At 68.7% G+C, this 17,035-nt stretch carries 17 protein-coding genes and 1 tRNA gene; 17 read left to right on the forward strand and 1 reads right to left on the reverse strand.

The window, feature by feature from the left end; all coding sequences use genetic code 11:
• Positions 1 to 218: 218 nt before the first annotated feature.
• From ILT43_RS18395 to ILT43_RS18405, 3 genes are read left to right on the forward strand one after another with little or no spacing between them, the layout of a single operon-like run.
• Positions 219 to 1,031, forward strand: coding sequence for a glucose 1-dehydrogenase (locus ILT43_RS18395; RefSeq protein ID WP_204200452.1), 813 nt, complete (start codon positions 219 to 221; stop codon positions 1,029 to 1,031).
• The gene (locus ILT43_RS18400) at positions 1,024 to 2,865 is read left to right on the forward strand and encodes a glycoside hydrolase family 15 protein (protein WP_204200453.1); all 1,842 of its coding nucleotides are present in this window, start codon (positions 1,024 to 1,026) and stop codon (positions 2,863 to 2,865) included. Before ILT43_RS18395 ends, ILT43_RS18400 begins: the two co-directional genes overlap by 8 nt.
• Entirely contained in the window at positions 2,853 to 3,683 is an 831-nt protein-coding gene (locus tag ILT43_RS18405; RefSeq protein WP_204200454.1) for a GNAT family N-acetyltransferase, read from the forward strand. The genes ILT43_RS18400 and ILT43_RS18405 overlap by 13 nt, the downstream gene beginning before the upstream one ends.
• A 40-nt stretch (positions 3,684 to 3,723) precedes the next feature.
• Here ILT43_RS18405 and ILT43_RS18410 read toward each other — a convergent pair whose 3' ends face one another.
• On the reverse strand, positions 3,724 to 4,374 hold the full coding sequence (locus ILT43_RS18410; RefSeq protein WP_204200455.1) for a prolyl hydroxylase family protein: 651 nt from the start codon (positions 4,372 to 4,374) through the stop codon (positions 3,724 to 3,726).
• Positions 4,375 to 4,487: 113 nt separating this feature from the next.
• Here ILT43_RS18410 and ILT43_RS18415 point away from each other — a divergent pair, with 113 nt between their 5' ends.
• From ILT43_RS18415 to ILT43_RS18480, 14 genes are all read left to right on the forward strand, one after another.
• Entirely contained in the window at positions 4,488 to 5,333 is an 846-nt protein-coding gene (locus tag ILT43_RS18415) for a type II secretion system protein N (RefSeq protein ID WP_204200456.1), read from the forward strand.
• Between the two features lie 32 nt (positions 5,334 to 5,365).
• On the forward strand, positions 5,366 to 7,567 hold the full coding sequence (gene gspD, locus ILT43_RS18420) for a type II secretion system secretin GspD (protein ID WP_204200457.1): 2,202 nt from the start codon (positions 5,366 to 5,368) through the stop codon (positions 7,565 to 7,567).
• A gap of 139 nt (positions 7,568 to 7,706) precedes the next feature.
• Positions 7,707 to 9,296, forward strand: a complete 1,590-nt coding sequence (gene gspE / locus ILT43_RS18425) for a type II secretion system ATPase GspE (RefSeq protein ID WP_204200521.1) — start codon at positions 7,707 to 7,709, stop codon at positions 9,294 to 9,296.
• Positions 9,297 to 9,385: 89 nt separating this feature from the next.
• Positions 9,386 to 10,609, forward strand: coding sequence for a type II secretion system inner membrane protein GspF (gene gspF, locus ILT43_RS18430; protein WP_204200458.1), 1,224 nt, complete (start codon positions 9,386 to 9,388; stop codon positions 10,607 to 10,609).
• A 22-nt stretch (positions 10,610 to 10,631) separates the two neighbouring features.
• Complete coding sequence (gspG, locus tag ILT43_RS18435) at positions 10,632 to 11,069, forward strand: type II secretion system major pseudopilin GspG (protein WP_204200459.1); 438 nt, start codon at positions 10,632 to 10,634, stop codon at positions 11,067 to 11,069.
• On the forward strand, positions 11,044 to 11,532 hold the full coding sequence (locus tag ILT43_RS18440; protein ID WP_204200460.1) for a GspH/FimT family pseudopilin: 489 nt from the start codon (positions 11,044 to 11,046) through the stop codon (positions 11,530 to 11,532). The genes gspG and ILT43_RS18440 overlap by 26 nt, the downstream gene beginning before the upstream one ends.
• The gene (gene gspI / locus ILT43_RS18445; protein WP_204200461.1) at positions 11,522 to 11,908 is read left to right on the forward strand and encodes a type II secretion system minor pseudopilin GspI; all 387 of its coding nucleotides are present in this window, start codon (positions 11,522 to 11,524) and stop codon (positions 11,906 to 11,908) included. The genes ILT43_RS18440 and gspI overlap by 11 nt, the downstream gene beginning before the upstream one ends.
• A gap of 47 nt (positions 11,909 to 11,955) precedes the next feature.
• Positions 11,956 to 12,630: a type II secretion system minor pseudopilin GspJ gene (gene gspJ / locus ILT43_RS18450; protein ID WP_204200462.1), complete on the forward strand. Its 675-nt coding sequence runs from the start codon at positions 11,956 to 11,958 to the stop codon at positions 12,628 to 12,630.
• On the forward strand, positions 12,620 to 13,576 hold the full coding sequence (gene gspK / locus ILT43_RS18455; RefSeq protein ID WP_204200463.1) for a type II secretion system minor pseudopilin GspK: 957 nt from the start codon (positions 12,620 to 12,622) through the stop codon (positions 13,574 to 13,576). The genes gspJ and gspK overlap by 11 nt, the downstream gene beginning before the upstream one ends.
• Positions 13,573 to 14,649 (forward strand): type II secretion system protein GspL, encoded by a 1,077-nt coding sequence (gspL, locus tag ILT43_RS18460; protein ID WP_204200464.1) that lies wholly within the window; start codon positions 13,573 to 13,575, stop codon positions 14,647 to 14,649. The genes gspK and gspL overlap by 4 nt, the downstream gene beginning before the upstream one ends.
• The gene (gene gspM, locus ILT43_RS18465; RefSeq protein ID WP_204200465.1) at positions 14,646 to 15,116 is read left to right on the forward strand and encodes a type II secretion system protein GspM; all 471 of its coding nucleotides are present in this window, start codon (positions 14,646 to 14,648) and stop codon (positions 15,114 to 15,116) included. Before gspL ends, gspM begins: the two co-directional genes overlap by 4 nt.
• Positions 15,113 to 15,838 (forward strand): type II secretion system protein N, encoded by a 726-nt coding sequence (gene gspN, locus ILT43_RS18470; RefSeq protein WP_204200466.1) that lies wholly within the window; start codon positions 15,113 to 15,115, stop codon positions 15,836 to 15,838. Before gspM ends, gspN begins: the two co-directional genes overlap by 4 nt.
• Positions 15,839 to 15,887: 49 nt before the next feature.
• Positions 15,888 to 15,964, forward strand: a tRNA-His gene (locus tag ILT43_RS18475).
• 21 nt (positions 15,965 to 15,985) lie between these two features.
• On the forward strand, positions 15,986 to 17,035 hold the full coding sequence (locus ILT43_RS18480; RefSeq protein WP_211534605.1) for a Glu/Leu/Phe/Val dehydrogenase: 1,050 nt from the start codon (positions 15,986 to 15,988) through the stop codon (positions 17,033 to 17,035).

Below are 17,035 nucleotides of genomic sequence, written 5' to 3' on the forward strand. Positions count from 1 at the left end.
CCGCGTCCATCCGCGGTCGTCATCAGGATCGCCCGCGGTCATTCACGGACGATCGCCGAGAGAACGTTTTGGCGCCTAAAAAGATACAGTGAAATCAAACTGATAAGGATCATAGACGTGCATCAGGCATGTCATCCCATCGGGATGGCGACGCCGCGCGCATCCCATCCGCGGCTGGACCGTTACCCCGGAGAACCGACGTTTTCCGGAGACCTCGCGTGCCCGACACCAGCCTGCGCCTGAACAATCATGCCGCCATCGTCACGGGGGCGAGTTCCGGCATCGGTCTCGCCGTGGCGGAGGCGCTGGCGGGCGAGGGGGCGGCGGTCGTCGTCAACTATCGCTCTCATCCAGAGCCTGCCGACGAACTGGTCGACCGGATCAGGGCGGCGGGAGGTCGCGCCGTGGCGGTGCGCGCCGACGTGTCGCAGGAGGAGGATGTCGTGCGCCTGTTCGACGAGGCGACCGAGGCGTTCGGTCGCGTCGATCTGCTGGTCGCGAATTCGGGCGTCCAAAAGGACGCGGGCATCGCCGACATGACGTTGGAGGACTGGAACACGGTCATCGGCATCAACCTGACCGGGCAGTTCCTGTGCGCGCGCGAAGCCGTCCGCCGCTTCCGTGCGCAGCCCGAGGACGGCCGGCCGGCGCGCAGTGCAGGGGCGATCATCGCGATGAGTTCGGTGCACGAGGTGATCCCCTGGGCGGGACACATCAACTATGCCTCCGCCAAGGGGGGCGTACGGATGCTCACGCGATCACTGGCGCAGGAGGTGGCGGGCGACGGCATCCGCGTGAACGCGATCGCGCCGGGAGCGATCCGCACGCCGATCAACAAGGACGCTTGGGAGACGGACGAGGCGCTGACGAAGTTGCTGCGCCTGATCCCGTATGGCCGGATCGGCGAGCCTGAGGATGTCGCGCGCGCGACAGTGTGGCTGGCGTCGGACGAGGCGGATTACGTGACGGGTACGACCTTGTTCGTCGATGGCGGCATGTCGCTCTACCCGGAATTCCGCGATAATGGCTGAGGCCGCCACGGCCAAGGCCGGAAGGGTGCCGCCGCTCAGGACGATCAGCGATCACGGAATCATCGGCGATCTGGAGACGGCGGCGCTGGTCGCGCGGGACGGGACGATCGATTATCTGTGCTGGCCGTCGCTCGACAGCCCGTCGATCTTTGCCGACCTGCTGTCTCCCGACGCCGGTGGTGCCTTTACGATCCGGCCGAACCTGACGTCGGCGCGCAACCTGCAACTCTACGTTCCCGACACCAACCTGCTGCTGACCCGCTGGATGGCGGAGAGCGGCGCGGCTGAGGTGCTGGACCTGATGCCGCATCCCGATGCCCGCGCGCATCCGGACCGGGAGGCGCGCTGCCTGATCCGGCGGGTCGCGGTGACGCGTGGGACGGTGGATTTCACGATCCGGTGCGCGCCGCGCTTCGACTATGCGCGAGAGGTGCCGGAGATGACGGAGGAGGCCGGCGGCATTCGCTTCGCCGGCCGCGACCTGACGCTGCGGCTGTTCGCGTCTGTGCCGCTGACCTGTGAACCGGGCGCGGTGGAGGCGCGTATTACGCTGTCCGCGGGCGAAACCGCATGGTTCGCGCTGGGCGAGGAGGCGTTGTTGTGCCCCGACGATGCGGGGATCGCGGCGGAGATCGTCGCCACGACCGACGCCTGGCGGGGCTGGGCCGGGCATTCGACCTATCGGGGCCGCTGGCGCGAGGAAGTGCTGCGCTCCGCGCTCGCGCTGAAGCTGCTGACGTCGCGGCGGCACGGGTCGATCGCGGCGGCGGCGACCTTTTCGTTGCCCGAAGCCACGGGGGCGGGACGGAACTGGGACTATCGCGCCAGCTGGATCCGCGATGCTTCGTTCACCGTCTATGCGTTCATGCGGCTGGGCTTCTACGACGAGGCAGAGCATTTCCGGAAATGGGTCGGCCAGCGGATGATGGCGGCGGATGCCGATAACCCGATCCGCATCATGTACGCGATCGACGGGTCGGAGGCGCTGGACGAATCCGAGCTCGATCATTTCGCGGGCTACGCGGGCAGCCGACCGGTGCGGATCGGCAACGCGGCGCATGCGCAGAGCCAGCTGGATATCTTCGGCGAGCTGATGGACAGCACCTATCTGTCGAATAAATACGGCGCTGCGATCAGTCACGAGGGCTGGGAGCATGTCCGCGGCATCGTCGACTATGTGATGCACAATTGGGATCGGCCGGATGCCGGTATCTGGGAGATGCGATCCGAACCACGCCACTTCCTGCATTCGCGAGTCATGTGCTGGGTCGCGATGGACCGCGCGATCCGGCTGGCGAAGAAGCGGTCGCTGCCCGCCCCGATCGTAGAGTGGGCGGAGTGTCGCGATGCCATTGTCGCGGATGTCTGGGCGAACTTCCGGCACCCGGAACACGGCTATTTCGTGCAGGAGCGGGGCGGCACCGAACTGGACGCGGCCCTGTTGATGATGCCGCTGATGCGGTTCGTATCCTCAACGGATCCGGTGTGGCTCAAGACGCTCGACGCGATCGAGGAGCATCTGTGCGACGACGGTTTGGTCTACCGCTATCGCAACACCGACGGGCTGGAGGGCGGGGAGGGCGCGTTCACGACCTGCACCTTCTGGTACGCCGAATGCCTCGCGCGTGCCGGGCGGCTGGACGACGCGCAGATGATCCTCGCCAAGGGGCTGAGCTATGCCAACACCTTGGGCCTGTTCGCCGAGGAACTGGACGAACGTGGCTTGCAGCTCGGCAATTTCCCGCAGGCCTTGACGCATCTGGCGTTCATCAGCGCGGCCTTCTTCATCGATCGCCGGATCGACAAGAACTACCAGCCCAATTGGCAACCCTGATGCCGGTCGATCGCGACCACGACGACGCGCTGCGGGAGGCAGCGGCGCATCGCGGCATGAAGCTGGTCAAGTCGCGCCGGCGCAAGCCGGGAGCGGGCGACTATGGCAAATACGGACTGACGGATACTGGCGGACAGGCCTTGCTGGGCATCGGCGACAACGGCCTGACCGCGACGGCAGACGACGTTCGACGCTATCTGCGCAAGGCGGAGGGATCGACATGGGCAGCGTCCGCGGACGTCACGCCGGTGCGGTTGCCGCCGCGGCCGGTCGTGGAAAAGGCCGAGGAGGAGGAGTCCGCGGAGACGATCGTGGCGGCGCGCAAGCCGCGTCAAGTTCAGCAAGTGAAGGAGAGAGAACCCGAACCCGAACCCAAACCCGAACCTGAACCTGAACCTGAACCTGAACTTCGTGTCCGGCCTGCCGTGAAAGGCGACCTGAAGGCGGTCGCGGCATTGCTCGATGCCCAGCATTCGGAGTCGGTGTCGGCGGACCGGTTCGACGCCTTGCGCCGAAGCGGCGGCGGCGTGCTGGTGGCGGATCGCGGCGGGGTGATCGGCTGCGTTGCCTGGCACCTCATACTGGGTCTGCACGCGCCTCCTATCGGGCGGATTACCGCGATCGTGGTCGACAGGGCTACGCGACGCCGGGGCGTCGGGCGGGCGATGTTCGACGCGGCGGTGGCGGCGATGGTCGATCAAGGGTGCGGGAGCGTCGAGGCGGTCGGCGCGATCGCGGTGCGCAACGCGAACGGTTTTTACCGGGCGGTCGGGTTGGGGCAGGAGGGATATCGCTTTGTGCGGGATGTCGGGGAATGAGGTGGTAACATGAACTACGACCCCTCACCGGCCCTCTTGTTCACCACCCCCAGGGCCGCTCCCGGAACCACTTCGTCACGACGTATTTGGCGCCCGCCCGGACCTTCATGCCCTGATGAAGCGTGGCCGGGTTCATGGTCCGGTCGGGGCGGCGGTTGTTCCAGCATACCAGTTTACCGGTCTCCGGCTGGATGATCTTGTCGACCGCCTTGAACCGGGTCGCGCCGCCGGCCTCGGGTTCGTTGAGGTAGATCATCACCGTCCACGTCCGGTTGCCCGCGACCGAGCAATAGCGCTCGAAATCCGCGCCGTTCGGCTCGAAATAGTCGGTATGCCCCTTGAACTCCTGCCCGACGGCGTAGCGTTGTCCCTGCAACGGCTCGCCATGCGCCGGATCGAGACCCGTCAGCGCCGTGATCGCCGCCTCCACCTCTCGGACGGCGGGATCGTCAGCGTCGAGATCGCCCGTCTCGCTGGTCCGGAAGCCGGCATCGCCCGTGGCGTCGGCGATCGTGGAGGGCCGGCGCACCGCATCGATCTGCGCGATCAGCGCCGCGCAAAGCTCGGGCGACAGGAAGTCGCGGCGGACGAACAGCGTCAATTTGGGGCTGGGGATGCGCTGTACGCCGGACTGGCGGAGGATGCTGGCCGCCACGGGGGCTTCGTCGATGCCGGAACCGGATGTCGTCATGCCGTCACCCTGCCAGCAGGCGTTCGTTCTCCGCCAGCGCCTTTTTGTTTCAGTCCGCTGACGCAATCGCGTAACATGGCGTCGATAGGGCGATCGGGCGGGATGGGATTGCGATGCAGTTGAAGCTCGACGCGCGTGCGCGCCGCTGGTTGCGGCGGCTTCCGCGCGTCAACGTCTACTCGGTGGCCGAACTGGCGCTCATGGCCGGTTTCGCGACGCAGGTCGCGCGGCTGCTATGGGTCGTCGCCACGCCCGTGACGCCGCTGGGCGACTGGCGGCCGGCGGGTATCGCACTGCCGGGCAGCCCCCTGTCGATCCTGTCCGGCTTCGATCCGTTCTTCCGTCTGGGTGCCCCTGCCGACGCGCCCGCCGCCGTCACCAGCCTGCAACTGACGCTGTTCGGCATCCGTCTGGACGAGGCGACCGGCCGCGGATCGGCGATCGTCGCCGGCCCCGACGGCGTGCAGCAGAGCGTCGCGGTGGGCGAAGAGGTCCAGCCCGGCGTCCGCCTGAAGGCGGTGGCGTTCGATCACATCACGCTCGACCGGGGTGGCGCGACCGAGGACCTGTTCCTCGACCAATCCGGCGCAACTCCGGCGCCGCCTGTTGCGGGGGCCGTACCAATTACGGCTGCCGCGCCCGGTGTAGCTCCACCGCCAGTGGCCGATGCCGTGCCCGCCAGCCGTATCCGGCAGGAAATCGGCTTCATCCCACGCCTCGACGGCGGCAGGATCAGCGGACTGATCGTTCGGCCACAAGGTAGCGGCATCGTGTTTCAGAAGGCGGGTCTGCGCGAAGGCGACGTCGTGACGTCGATCGGCGGCCGTCCCGTCAGCGGCCCCGGTGATCTCGACCGGGTTACCGCCGATTTTGCGGGTGGCGGCAACGTCCCCATCACCGTCGAGCGCGGGCAGCAGACGCTGTCGCTCTCCATTTCCGTTGCAGGCTCCCGTCCGTGAAGTTTTCCCATCTTTTGATTCCAGCTGTCGTATTGGCGGCTCCCGCGTTCGCACAGACCACGCTCAACGTCCGCGATGCCGATATCCGCGCGTTCGTCGCCGACGCCGCTCGCGTCACGCAGCGCACCTTCATCATCGACAATCGCGTGCAGGGAAAGGTGACCGTCGTCACCGACCGGCCGCTGTCCCGCTCCGAATATTTCGAGGTGTTCCTGTCGACGCTCAGGGCCAACGGCCTCGTCGCGGTGCCGACGGGTAACGGCGCGCTCCGTATCCAGCCGATCGACAATGCCGCCAGCCAGCCGACGCGGATCGGATCGGGCGGCGCGGCGCGCAACAGCTTCGTGACGGAGATCGTCCGCCTTCGCTCGGTCGACGCCGCCAGCGCGGTCGAAACGGTGCGGCCGCTGGTATCCGCGCAGGGTGCGGTGACCGCCAATCGCGGCGGCAACAGTCTCGTCGTCGTTGATTTCGCCGACAATATCCGCCGCATCCGCGAAGTGTTGCGGCGGATCGATACCGATAACTCATCGACCCGCGTCGTGACGCTTCAGAACGCCGGCGCGCGGGAGATCGCGACCGCGCTTCAGGCGCTGGCCTCCGGCGGATCGGCGGCGGCTGGACAGCCGCAGGGGCAGGGCGGCGCGCCGTCCGCTGGCGGCGGCAACGCAGGCGGCATCTCGATCGTGTCGATCGACAGCAGCAACTCGGTGGTCCTGCGCGGCGACCCCGCGACCGTCGGCCGGTTGGCGCAGATCGCCGCCGACCTCGATCGCAAGGCGCGCAGCGGCACCGAAATCCGCGTCGTGTTCCTGGAGAATGCCGACGCCGAGCAATTGCTCCCCGTCCTGCAACAGCTCGTCGGTCAGACGCCCGATCCCGTGCAGGAGACGACGCTGTCGCGCGGGTCGTTCCAGACCAGCAACTCGGCCAGTGGCACCGGCGGCGGCACGAGTTCGCGCACGGTACAACCCGTGCAGCAGGCCGCGCCGCAATCCTCCGGCAGCGGCGGCCAGCCCAACGCGCAGAACGCCGCCGTCACCACGCAGGGCGGGCGGACGGCGGCGGTCGTCACCCGCTTCCAGGGCGCCAACGCGATCGTCATCGCCGCCCCCGCGGACATCCAGCGCCAACTGACCGAGGTGATCCGCCAACTCGACACCCGCCGCGAACAGGTGCTGATCGAGGCGATCGTCGCCGAAGTGTCGGACCAGACCGTCAGCCGGCTCGGCGCGCAGTTCCTGCTGGGCAATCTTTCGGGCGGTGCCTTCGCCGCGTCGACCTATACCAATACCGCGCCCAGCCTGCTGACGATCGCCGGCGCCGTCGGCGCGCGCGAACTGGCGACGACGACGACGACCATCAACGGCAACACGACGACGACGACGACCAACAACACCGTGTCCGACACGCTGGCGCAGTCGGCGGTCAGCTCGATCCTCGGCACCACAGGTGGCTTCGCGGGCTGGGGCGGCAAGATCGGCGACACGATCTTCGGCGCGATCATCAATGCGGTGAAGAGCGACAATACGTCGAACCTGCTTCAGGTCCCGCACATCATCACGCTAGACAATCAGCAGGCGCACAGCCTCGTCGGGCAGGAGGTGCCGGTGACGACCGGGCAGGCGCTGTCGCCCGGCAATTTCGACAATGCCTTCCGCACCGTGCAGCGCCAGAATGTCGGTATCCAGCTCGACGTGAAGCCGCAGGTGAATACCGGCGGCTCGCTGAAGATGTATCTGCGGCTGGAGGTCAGCTCGGTCGCGGGTCCGGTTTCCAGCGACAATTCGGAACTGATCTTCAACAAGCGGGCGTTCGAAAATACCTTCACTGTCGACGATGGCGCGATCACCGTCATCGGCGGCCTGCTGGACGACAACGAACGCCGCACGATCGAGAAGATCCCGTTCCTCGGCGATATTCCGGTGGTGGGTAACCTGTTCAGGTCGAAGGCGAAATCGCGTACGAAGACGAACCTGATGGTATTCATCCGCCCCACCATCCTCCGCAACGCCGAAGACAGCCGCCGCGTCACCGAACAGCGCTACGGCTACCTCCGCGCGTCGCAGGGCTATGCGGAGCCGGGCGCGGAGCCGTCGATCGACCAGTTGGTGCGCGATTATTTGAACGCCGCCCCGCCGATTCCCCGCGCACCCCTGCCAGGCAATATCGAGGACCCTAATATTGCCGCTCCGCTGCAAGGCGCGAAGACGATCCGCCCGGAGCGGAAATGATCGTGATCCGGATGTCGTTACTCCGTCACACCGGGCTTGTCTCGGCATCCACCGGCCCGCGAAGCTTCAGGTCGGGGGACCCGCTGAACCGCGGATGCCGGGACCGGCCCGGCATGACGGTACGCGGGGGTCGACCGGCATGACGATCCGCACCGGCGAGGAACTGGCGCTGGCCGAGGAGCAGGCCGTGCAGGCCGCTATCCTGCCGCCACCGCCGACCGGCGGCGTCGCCGACCTGCCGCAGGTGACAATCCCGTATCTATTCGCCCGCCGCTTCGGCGTGGTGGTGCAGGCGACCGATACCGACGGGCACCTGACGATCGGCTTGCGCGAAGGCGCGGACCCCAAGGCGCTGATCGAGGTGCGTCGCCATCTCGGTCGCCCGTTTGACGTGGCGATCGTGCCGCAACAGGCGTTCGACCGGCTGCTGTCGGATGCTTACGCGATGGACGGTCAGGCGAACGCGCTCGCCGCGGTCGGCATGGGCGACGAGCTCGACCTGCTGGCGGATGGGCTGCCCACCGCCGAGGACCTGCTCGACACCGCCGACGACGCCCCGGCGATCCGCCTGATCAACGGCATCATCGCCGATGCGGCCCGCCACGGCGTGTCGGACATCCATATCGAACCATACGAAACCGGCCTCGTCGTGCGGATGCGGATCGACGGCGTACTGCGCGAGACGTTGCGGATGCCGCCGCACGTCGCTCCGGTCGTGGTCAGCCGCATCAAGGTCATGGCGCGCCTCGATATCGCCGAGCGGCGGATACCGCAGGACGGACGCATGGGCCTGACGCTGGGTGGCAAGCTGCTCGACGTGCGCGTGTCGACATTGCCAAGTCGGGCGGGCGAGCGCGTCGTGCTGCGTATCCTCGACAAGGAGAATGCCGGGATCGACCTCGATGCTTTGGGCATGACGCCGTCGATGTTCGCCCTGTTGCGCGGTACGTTGGCGGAGCCGAACGGGATCATCCTCGTCACCGGACCGACCGGTTCGGGCAAGACCACCAGCCTCTATGCTGCACTGCGCCTGCTGAACGACGGCAGCCGCAACATCCTGACCGTCGAGGACCCGGTCGAATATGCGGTCGACGGCGTCGGTCAGACCCAGGTCAACGCCAAGGTCGGCCTCACCTTCGCGGCGGGCCTGCGCGCGATCCTGCGTCAGGATCCGGACGTGGTGATGGTCGGCGAAATCCGCGATCGCGAGACGGCGGAGATCGCGGTGCAGGCGTCGCTGACCGGCCACCTTGTGCTGTCGACTGTCCACACCAACGACGCCGTCGGCGCGATCACGCGCATGCGCGACATGAAGGTGGAGCCGTTCCTGCTCGCCTCGACGCTGCGCGCCGTGATCGCGCAGCGGCTGGTGCGGCGGCTCTGCCCGGTCTGCCGCGAGCCGGTGCCGGCGCGCGAGACGGTCGCGCCGCTGCTCGGCATCGATCCGGCGGCGACGGTGCGCCGCGCGGTCGGATGCGAGAAGTGCGGCCATTCGGGCTACAAGGGCCGCATCGGCGTGTTCGAGGCGGTGCGCGTCGACGAGACGATCCGCCGCCTGATCAACGAGGGCGGCGACGAGCAGGCGATCTCCGATCACGCCTTTGCGCGCACCACGAACCTAGCCACTGCCGCACGCGAACTGGTGCTGGCGGGCGAGACGACGCCGGAGGAAGCGGTGCGGGTGTCGCGGCGCGATGTCACCGATGTCGTGGACGCGGTGGATGCGTAATCACCCTTACCCTTGGCCGGCCCCTCGCTCTCCCCGCGGGAGAGGGAGAGAGGAGCGAAGAGACGGAAGGGTGAGGGCCCCCCTGTCCAATGGCTGACTTCGACTACATCGCCATCGACACGCGCGGTGCGGAAAAGCGCGGACACGTTGCCGCAGCGTCGATCGACGCCGCGCGGACCGCGCTCGACCGGCAGCGGCTGTATGTAGTCCGTCTCGAACCCGGTTCGCCGCCGGTCGCGACCGCGCGGCCACTGTTCGGGCTCAAGCTGGGTCGCGCGAAGATGAGCGGCAAGCAGTTGACGCTGTTCACGCGCCAGCTCGCGACGCTCAACCGCGTATCCCCGCTGGAGGAGTCGCTGCGGACGATCACTCGCCAGACCGAGCAGGACAGCGTCCGCGCGATCGTCGCTCAGGTACATGTCGGTGTCGTTGAGGGGCGCCGCCTCGCCGATTCGATGGCGCGCGAGCCGAAGAGCTTCCCGCCCCTCTACCGCGCGATGGTCGCGGCGGGCGAGAGTTCGGGCACGTTGCCGACGATCCTTGACCGCCTCGCCGCGCTGCTCGAGCGGCAGGCGGAAATCCGCGGCAAGCTCATTACCGCGCTAGCCTATCCTGCGATCCTGGCGATCGTCGCACTCGGGGTCGTCACCGCGCTGATGATGTTCGTCGTCCCGCAGGTCGTTGAGCAGTTCGACACGGTCGGGCAGGAACTGCCGTTTTTGACGCGCATGGTCATCGCCTTTTCCGATCTGCTGGTCGGGTGGTGGTGGGCGATGCTGCTGGTCGTGGCACTGGCCGGCGTGGTGCTGTGGCAGGCGCTGAAACAGCCGCCCATCCGGCTCGCCTTCGACAGCTGGCTGCTGCGCATTCCGCTGATCGGGCGGCTGCTACGCGACCTGCATGCGGCGCGGATGGCGCGGACGCTGGGAACGATGGTCGCCAGTCGTCTGCCGCTGCTCGACGGGCTGATGCTGACGGCCGGCACGATCCACAACCGCCGGCTTCGCGTCGCGTCGGACGACATCGTCGAGGCGATCCGCGGCGGTGGCAGCTTGTCGGCCGCGATGCGGCGCGCGGGCGTCTTTCCGCCGCTGCTGACGTATCTGGCGGCGTCCGGTGAAGCGGCGGGGCGGCTGGACGAGATGCTGGAGCGCGCGGCCGACTATCTTGAGCGCGAGTTCGATCGCTTCACCGCGACCGCATTGTCGCTGCTGGAGCCGGCGATCATCGTCATCATGGGTGGCATCGTCGCGACGATCGTGCTGTCCATCCTGCTGCCGATCCTGCAACTGAACACGCTGGCCGGCGGGTAGCGGCCGGACAATGAGAGGTTACATGCGTACCAAGGACAAGAAGCCGCCGAAGCGTAACGGCTTCACGCTCGTCGAACTGATGGTTGTGATCGTCATCATCGGCCTGCTCGCGACGATCGTCGCGCTGAACGTGCTGCCATCGGGCGACACCGCGCGCATCCAGAAGGCGAAGGCCGACATCGCCCAGATCGAGGGCGGGCTGGAACTGTATCGCCTTCAGATGAGCGTATTTCCGACGACTGCGCAGGGCCTGAACGCGCTGGTCAGCGCACCGTCCGGCGTCGACGCCTCCCGCTATCAGCAGGGCGGCTATATCAAGCGCCTGCCCGACGATCCGTGGGGCAAGCCCTACCTCTACGCGTCGCCCGGGCAGCACGGTGAGGCCGATGTCTGGACCTATGGTGCGGACGGCAAGGAAGGCGGCGAAGGGATCAATGCCGATATCGGCAGCTGGCAGTAAGCGAGCCCGCGACCGCTTCGGCGAGCGCGGCTTCACGCTGATCGAGCTGATGATCGTCGTCACGATCATCGGCTTGTCGGCGGCCGTCGTCGCGTTCGCGATGCCCGACCCGAGAGGCCGCGTGCTCGACGAGGGGTTGCGCTTCGCCGCCCGGATCAAGGCGGCGCGCGACGTGGCGATCGTCGGCGGGGCGCCGGTCAGCCTGTGGATCACCAGCGGCGGCTATGGCTTCGACCGGCGCAGCGACGGCGCGTGGGTGCCGCTCGCCGAGAAGCCGCTACGCGTCGAGCGCTGGTCGGAGGGGACGCGCGCCAGTATTCCCGACGCCAGCGGCCGGGTGCGCGTGACCTTCGACCCAACCGGCACCGCCGATCGTGGCGCGGACATCCGGCTGGCGCGCGGGACTGCCGACGCATTGGTCAGCATCGGTGCCGACGGAGAGGTCCGCGCCGATGCCCAGTAACCGGCGGGAACAGGGCTTCACGCTCATCGAAATCATGGTCGCGCTGGCGGTATTCAGCCTCGCGGTGCTGGCGCTCGTCCGGCTGGAGGGCGCGACGGTGCGCGGCGCGAGCATCATCGACGAGGATGTCGCGGCCGAACTCGTCGCCCGCAACGTCGCGCTCGATGCCCTGACCGAGGCGGAGGCGCCCGTGCCCGGCCGCACCTCCGGGGCAGAAACCAACGGCGGCCGTGCGTGGCGCTGGACGCGGCAGGTGTCATCGGTCGGCGATGCGCGCGTGGTCCGCATCGACGTGGCGGTCGCGAACCGTCGCGGGCAGGTGGTCGGTCGCGTGACGATGATCCGCCCGCCGAACGTGCCGGTGCTGACGACATGACGCCGCGCGGGCCTTCACCAGACCGGCAATCCGCCGACCACGGCTTCATGCGCCCGATGCGTTCCGCCGAACACGGCTTCACGCCCCCAATGCGTTCCGCCGAACACGGCTTCACGTTGGTCGAGGTCATGGTCTCGCTCATGATCTTCGGGATGATCGCGGCGGCGGGGGTGGCGATCCTGTCGTTCAGCATCCGGGCGCAGGCGGCCACGACGAAGCGGCTGGACGACGGCGCAGCACTGGTGCGGACGATATCCGCGATATCGGCTGACCTCGGTCAGGCGCTTCCGCGTGCCGCGCGCGACGAGTCCGGCACGCTGCGCCCTGCCTTCGTGGGAGAGAACGGGACGCTGGCGCTCGTCCGGGGAGGCTGGACCAACATCGATGCGGCGGCGCGGCCGGGTGCGCAGAAGCTGGTCTGGCAGATCGTCGACGGTACGCTTCAGCGGATCGGCTATCCGCAACTCGACGGGGCCGCGCCGCTCTCCGCGACGCCGATGCTGACCGGCGTTCGCGACCTGACGCTTCGCTATCGCTACAACGGTGCGTGGAGCGACCGGTGGGACGGGGCGGGGGGCGTGCCGTTGCCGCAGGCGCTGGAGATGCGGCTGACCCGACGCGACGGGACGTTCTACCGCGCGATGTTCCTCGTCGGCACTGGCTATGCGCCGCCGCCCGTGCAGCCGGACAGCGACGTGCCGCAGGCCGACAATGCGAATTGATCCGCGCGAACGCGGTGCGGCGCTGCTGACCGTGCTGATGCTGGTCGCGGTGATCGCCGTCATGGCGGGCGGCGCGCTGGAGAAACTGCGCCTGTCGACCCGGCTGGCGTCCAACGCCGCGTCGGGAGAGCAGGCCCGTGCCTATGCAGTCGCGGCGGAGGCGATGGCGGTGGTGCGGGTCGGCGACCTGATGGCGGGCAGCCCGAAGCGCATCACACTGGCCGGCGGGTGGAGCGGACGGCCGTTCGGTCTGCCCCTACCCGGCGGCGGATTGGCGACGGCGCGGGTCAGCGACGGCGGCAATTGCTTCAACCTCAACGGTCTGGTCACGCAGGTTGCACCGGGGGTGTATTCCTCCGGCGACATCACGCAGCGCGTTCGCTTCACGCGGCTGATGGGCCTGATCGGCATTCCGCAGCAGGTCGCGCAGCAGGTCGCGGGAGGCGCGGCGGACTGGATCGACACCGATCAGGACCAGCAGGCCGGCGGTGCGGAGGATGCGCGCTACACCGGGTATCGCACGGCGGGGACGCTGATGGCCGACCCCAGCGAATTGCGCGCGGTCGCGGGCGTGACGCCGGAGATCTACGCGGCGCTGCGTCCGTGGGTCTGCGCGCTGCCGACGACCGAGGCCGCCAAGATCAACGTCAACACGCTGCTGCCCGAACAGGCCCCGTTGCTGGCGATGGTCGGCCCCGACACGCTGTCGGTCGACGCGGCGCGGGCGCTGCTGATGAGGCGCCCGCCGCAGGGTTATGGCGACGCGAACGCCGTCTTCGGGGGGCTCGCGAATGCCGGTAGCCAGGACACCGCCGTCACCTCGACCTGGTTCGACCTCCGGATCGACGTGTCGGTGCCGGGCGCGACGCTGGAGGAAAGAGCGTTGATCGACGCGACGAGGCTTCCCGTCCGGCTCGTGTCGCGGCAATGGGGCGAGGATATATGACGACGCTCCTGTTCCTCCCCGCCGGCGATGCCGGGTTCCGCTGGCTTCGCGTCGGCGACGGCGGGACGATGGCGCGCGGCGACGGCGTACCGGAGGGTGACGATCCCATCGTCGCGGTGACGCCGGCCGATGCGGTGACGCTGCACTGGGCCGACCTGCCGACCCGCAGCGCAGCGCAGGGCGTGGCGGCAGCGCGGCTGCTGGCGGCGGAGGCGAGCGCCGCGCCGGTCGGCGAGCTGCACGTCGCGGTGGGCAGCGAAGGCGAGGGCATGGAGCGGCCGATCGGCGTCGTCGGTGCGGGCACGATGCAGGCGTGGCTCGAACAACTGGCCAGCGCCGGCGTCGATCCGGTGGCGATGATCCCCGCGCCGATGCTGCTCCCGCGCCCCGACGAAGGATATATCCGCGCCGACATCGGCGGTCAGGGCGTCGTGCGCGGTCGCACCGCCGGCTTCGCGGACGAGGCGCGGCTGACCGATCTCGTCACCGGCGACACGCCTCCGCAACCACTCGACCGCGCCGCGCTGGATGCGGCGCTGTTCCGGGCGGCGGCGGAGCCCGCGCTCGATTTGCGGCAGGGACCGTTCGCGCGGCGGCGCGGCTTCGCGATCGACTGGCGGCTGGTTCGGCGGCTTGCGGTGCTGGCACTCGCGATCCTGGCGGTGACGCTGGCGATCTCGCTTGTGCGACTCGCCAAGTACAGCTTCGCCGCCGATCGGCTGGAGGCACAGGCCGACGCGCTCGCCGCCACCGCGTTGCCGCGTGGCGAGACGGTGACCGATCCCTCCCGCCAATTGACGGAGCGTCAGCGGCGGACATTCGGACCCGGCGTCGGCTTCTCGACCACGACGGCCGCCGCGTTTGCGGCGATACGCTCGGTGCCGCAGACGGAACTGACCGGGCTGGACTTCGCCAACGACGGTGCCCTGCGCCTGTCGGTCGCGACCGAGCGCGAATCGGCGGCGACGGACCTGAAACGAGCGTTGGAGCGCGCGGGCTTTACCGTCCGAGCCAGCACCTTCGTCGCCAACGGCAACCGGGTCAGCGGCGAACTGACGGTGATCGCGCCATGATCGCCCTGCGGACATGGTTCGTGCAGCGTTCCAAGCGCGAACAGCGGCTGTTGCTGGTCATGGCGGCGCTCGCGGTCGTGACGATCGTCTGGGGCCTGATCATCCGTCCCGCCGCCAATGCCTTGTCGAGCGCGCGCGAACGGCATGCGGCGGCGGTCATCCGGCTGGGCGAGACTCACAATCTGGTCGATGCACTGCGGCAGGCACGTCGCGCCCCGCCGATCGTCGGCACGCTGACGGAGATCGTCCGAACCCGCGCGGAGGAAGCGGGCTTCCCCCTCGCCAGCATCGATCCGGACGGCGGCGACGGCGTGCGCGTGGCGATCGCGTCCGCACGCGGGGCGGCGCTGTCGACGTGGCTGGCGCGGCTGGAGCGCTACGGCATCGTCGTCGAGAGCGCCGCCCTCACCGACAATGGAGACCGCACCGTCGCGGCGCGGCTGGTGCTGAGGAGCCGCGGCCAATGAGGCGCATCCGGCTGACGACCGGTCCGACCGCGCTGTTCGGCGCGATGCTGGTGGCCGCGCTGATCGTGTTCCTGCCGATGCGGCTGGTGCTGGGCTGGGCCGGGGTCGGCGATCAGGGCGTCGTCGCGCGATCGGTCAGCGGCACGATCTGGGGCGCGACGCTCTCGGAGGTGAAGTTCGGCGACCTCGCAGTGGGCGATCTGCGTGCCCGCTTGTCGCCGCTGCCGCTGCTGGCGGGCCGCGCGACGATCGTCATGAACGGACCCGGCGGGATCGGCGCACCGCCGCTGTCGGGCAAGGCATTCGTCAGCCGCAGCGGCATGGGAGTCGACGGACTCACCGCACGCCTTGCGACCGGAGCCTCGTTCCAGCCGCTGCCGGTGTCGACCATCGACCTCGACGCGCTGACCGTGCGTTTCCAGGATGGCCAGTGCGTCGCTGCGCAAGGCCGCGTCGTCGCCGCGCTGGCCGGCGAATCGGCGGGGATCGCGCTGCCGTCGTCGGTCAGCGGCAACGCCCGGTGCGACGCGGGGGCGCTGCTGCTGCCGCTGGCCAGCGCGGGCGGGACGGAGGCGATCGCACTGCGAATCACTGGCGGGGGACGCTACCGTGCCGACCTGTCGCTGCGGCCCACGGACCCGGCCGCGATCGAGCGGCTGACCGCCAGCGGCTTCACCGCTGGACCGGACGGATATCGGCTTTCGGTCGAGGGACGCTTCTGATGGCCTTGACGGCGGGGCGCCCGGGACGCTAGGGGCGCTGCTCTTCGCGGCGACCGTAGTTCAATTGGTTAGAGCGTCGGCTTGTGATGCCGGAAGTTGCGGGTTCAAGTCCCGTCGGTCGCCCCACTTCTTCACAGCCGAGAACCCGTGATGACCGATTGGGGCTTTCCCGATTTCGACGACCATGAGGGCGTCCACCTGTTCACCGATCCGGCATCGGGGCTTCAGGCCGTCATTGCGATCCACTCGACCTCGCTCGGACCGGCAGCGGGCGGCGCCCGCTTCTGGCATTACGCGACCACCGACGCCGCGATTACCGACGCGCTGCGCCTGTCGCGCGGGATGAGCTACAAGAACGCCATGGCCGGGCTGGAGCTGGGCGGCGGAAAGGGCGTAGTTCTCGCCGCCAAGCCCGGTGACGTCATCACCACCGCGCAGCTGGAAGCGTTCGGCCGCTCGGTCGAGTCGCTGGGAGGCCGCTACGTGACCGCCGAGGATGTCGGCATGTCCGAAGAGCGCATGAAGGTGATCGCCGGCCAGACGAAGTACGTCTCCGGCCTGCCCGTCGCGAGCGGCGCGGCGGGCGGCGATCCCGGCCCCTACACCGCGCATGGCGTATATCTGGGCGTCAAGGCGGCCGCCGCGCGTGGCCTCGGCGCGACCGACATGAAGGGTGTCCGCGTCGCCGTGCAGGGCCTCGGCTCGGTGGGCGGCGGCCTCGCCAAGCTGCTGGCGAAGGACGGCGCAATCCTGACGCTGGCCGATGTCGATTCTGCGCGTGCCGACCACATGGCCGGGGAACTCGGCGCGACCGTGGTGTCGCCGGACGTGATCCTGACCCAGGATGTCGACCTCGTCAGCCCCAACGCGCTCGGCGCGATCCTGACAGAGGCGAGCATCGCCGCCCTGACTGCCAAGGTCGTCGCCGGCGGCGCCAACAACCAGCTTGCGACGCGCGGCGAAGGCCAGCGGCTGCACGACCGCGGCATCCTCTACGCGCCGGACTACGTCATCAACGCAGGCGGCATCATCAATGTCGGCCTCGAATATCTCGGCCACGGCGACGAATCCGAAGTCATGGCGCGTATTGCCCGGATCCCCGAGCGCCTCGTGGAGGTCTGGGACGAGAGCGACCGTGCTGGCCAACCGGCCTCGGACGTGGCGGACCAACTGGCGAAGCGCCTGATCGGCCGCTGA

This window comes from Sphingomonas longa, from assembly GCF_016892685.1.
In the GTDB taxonomy this organism is placed as follows: Bacteria; Pseudomonadota; Alphaproteobacteria; order Sphingomonadales; family Sphingomonadaceae; genus Sphingomonas; species Sphingomonas longa.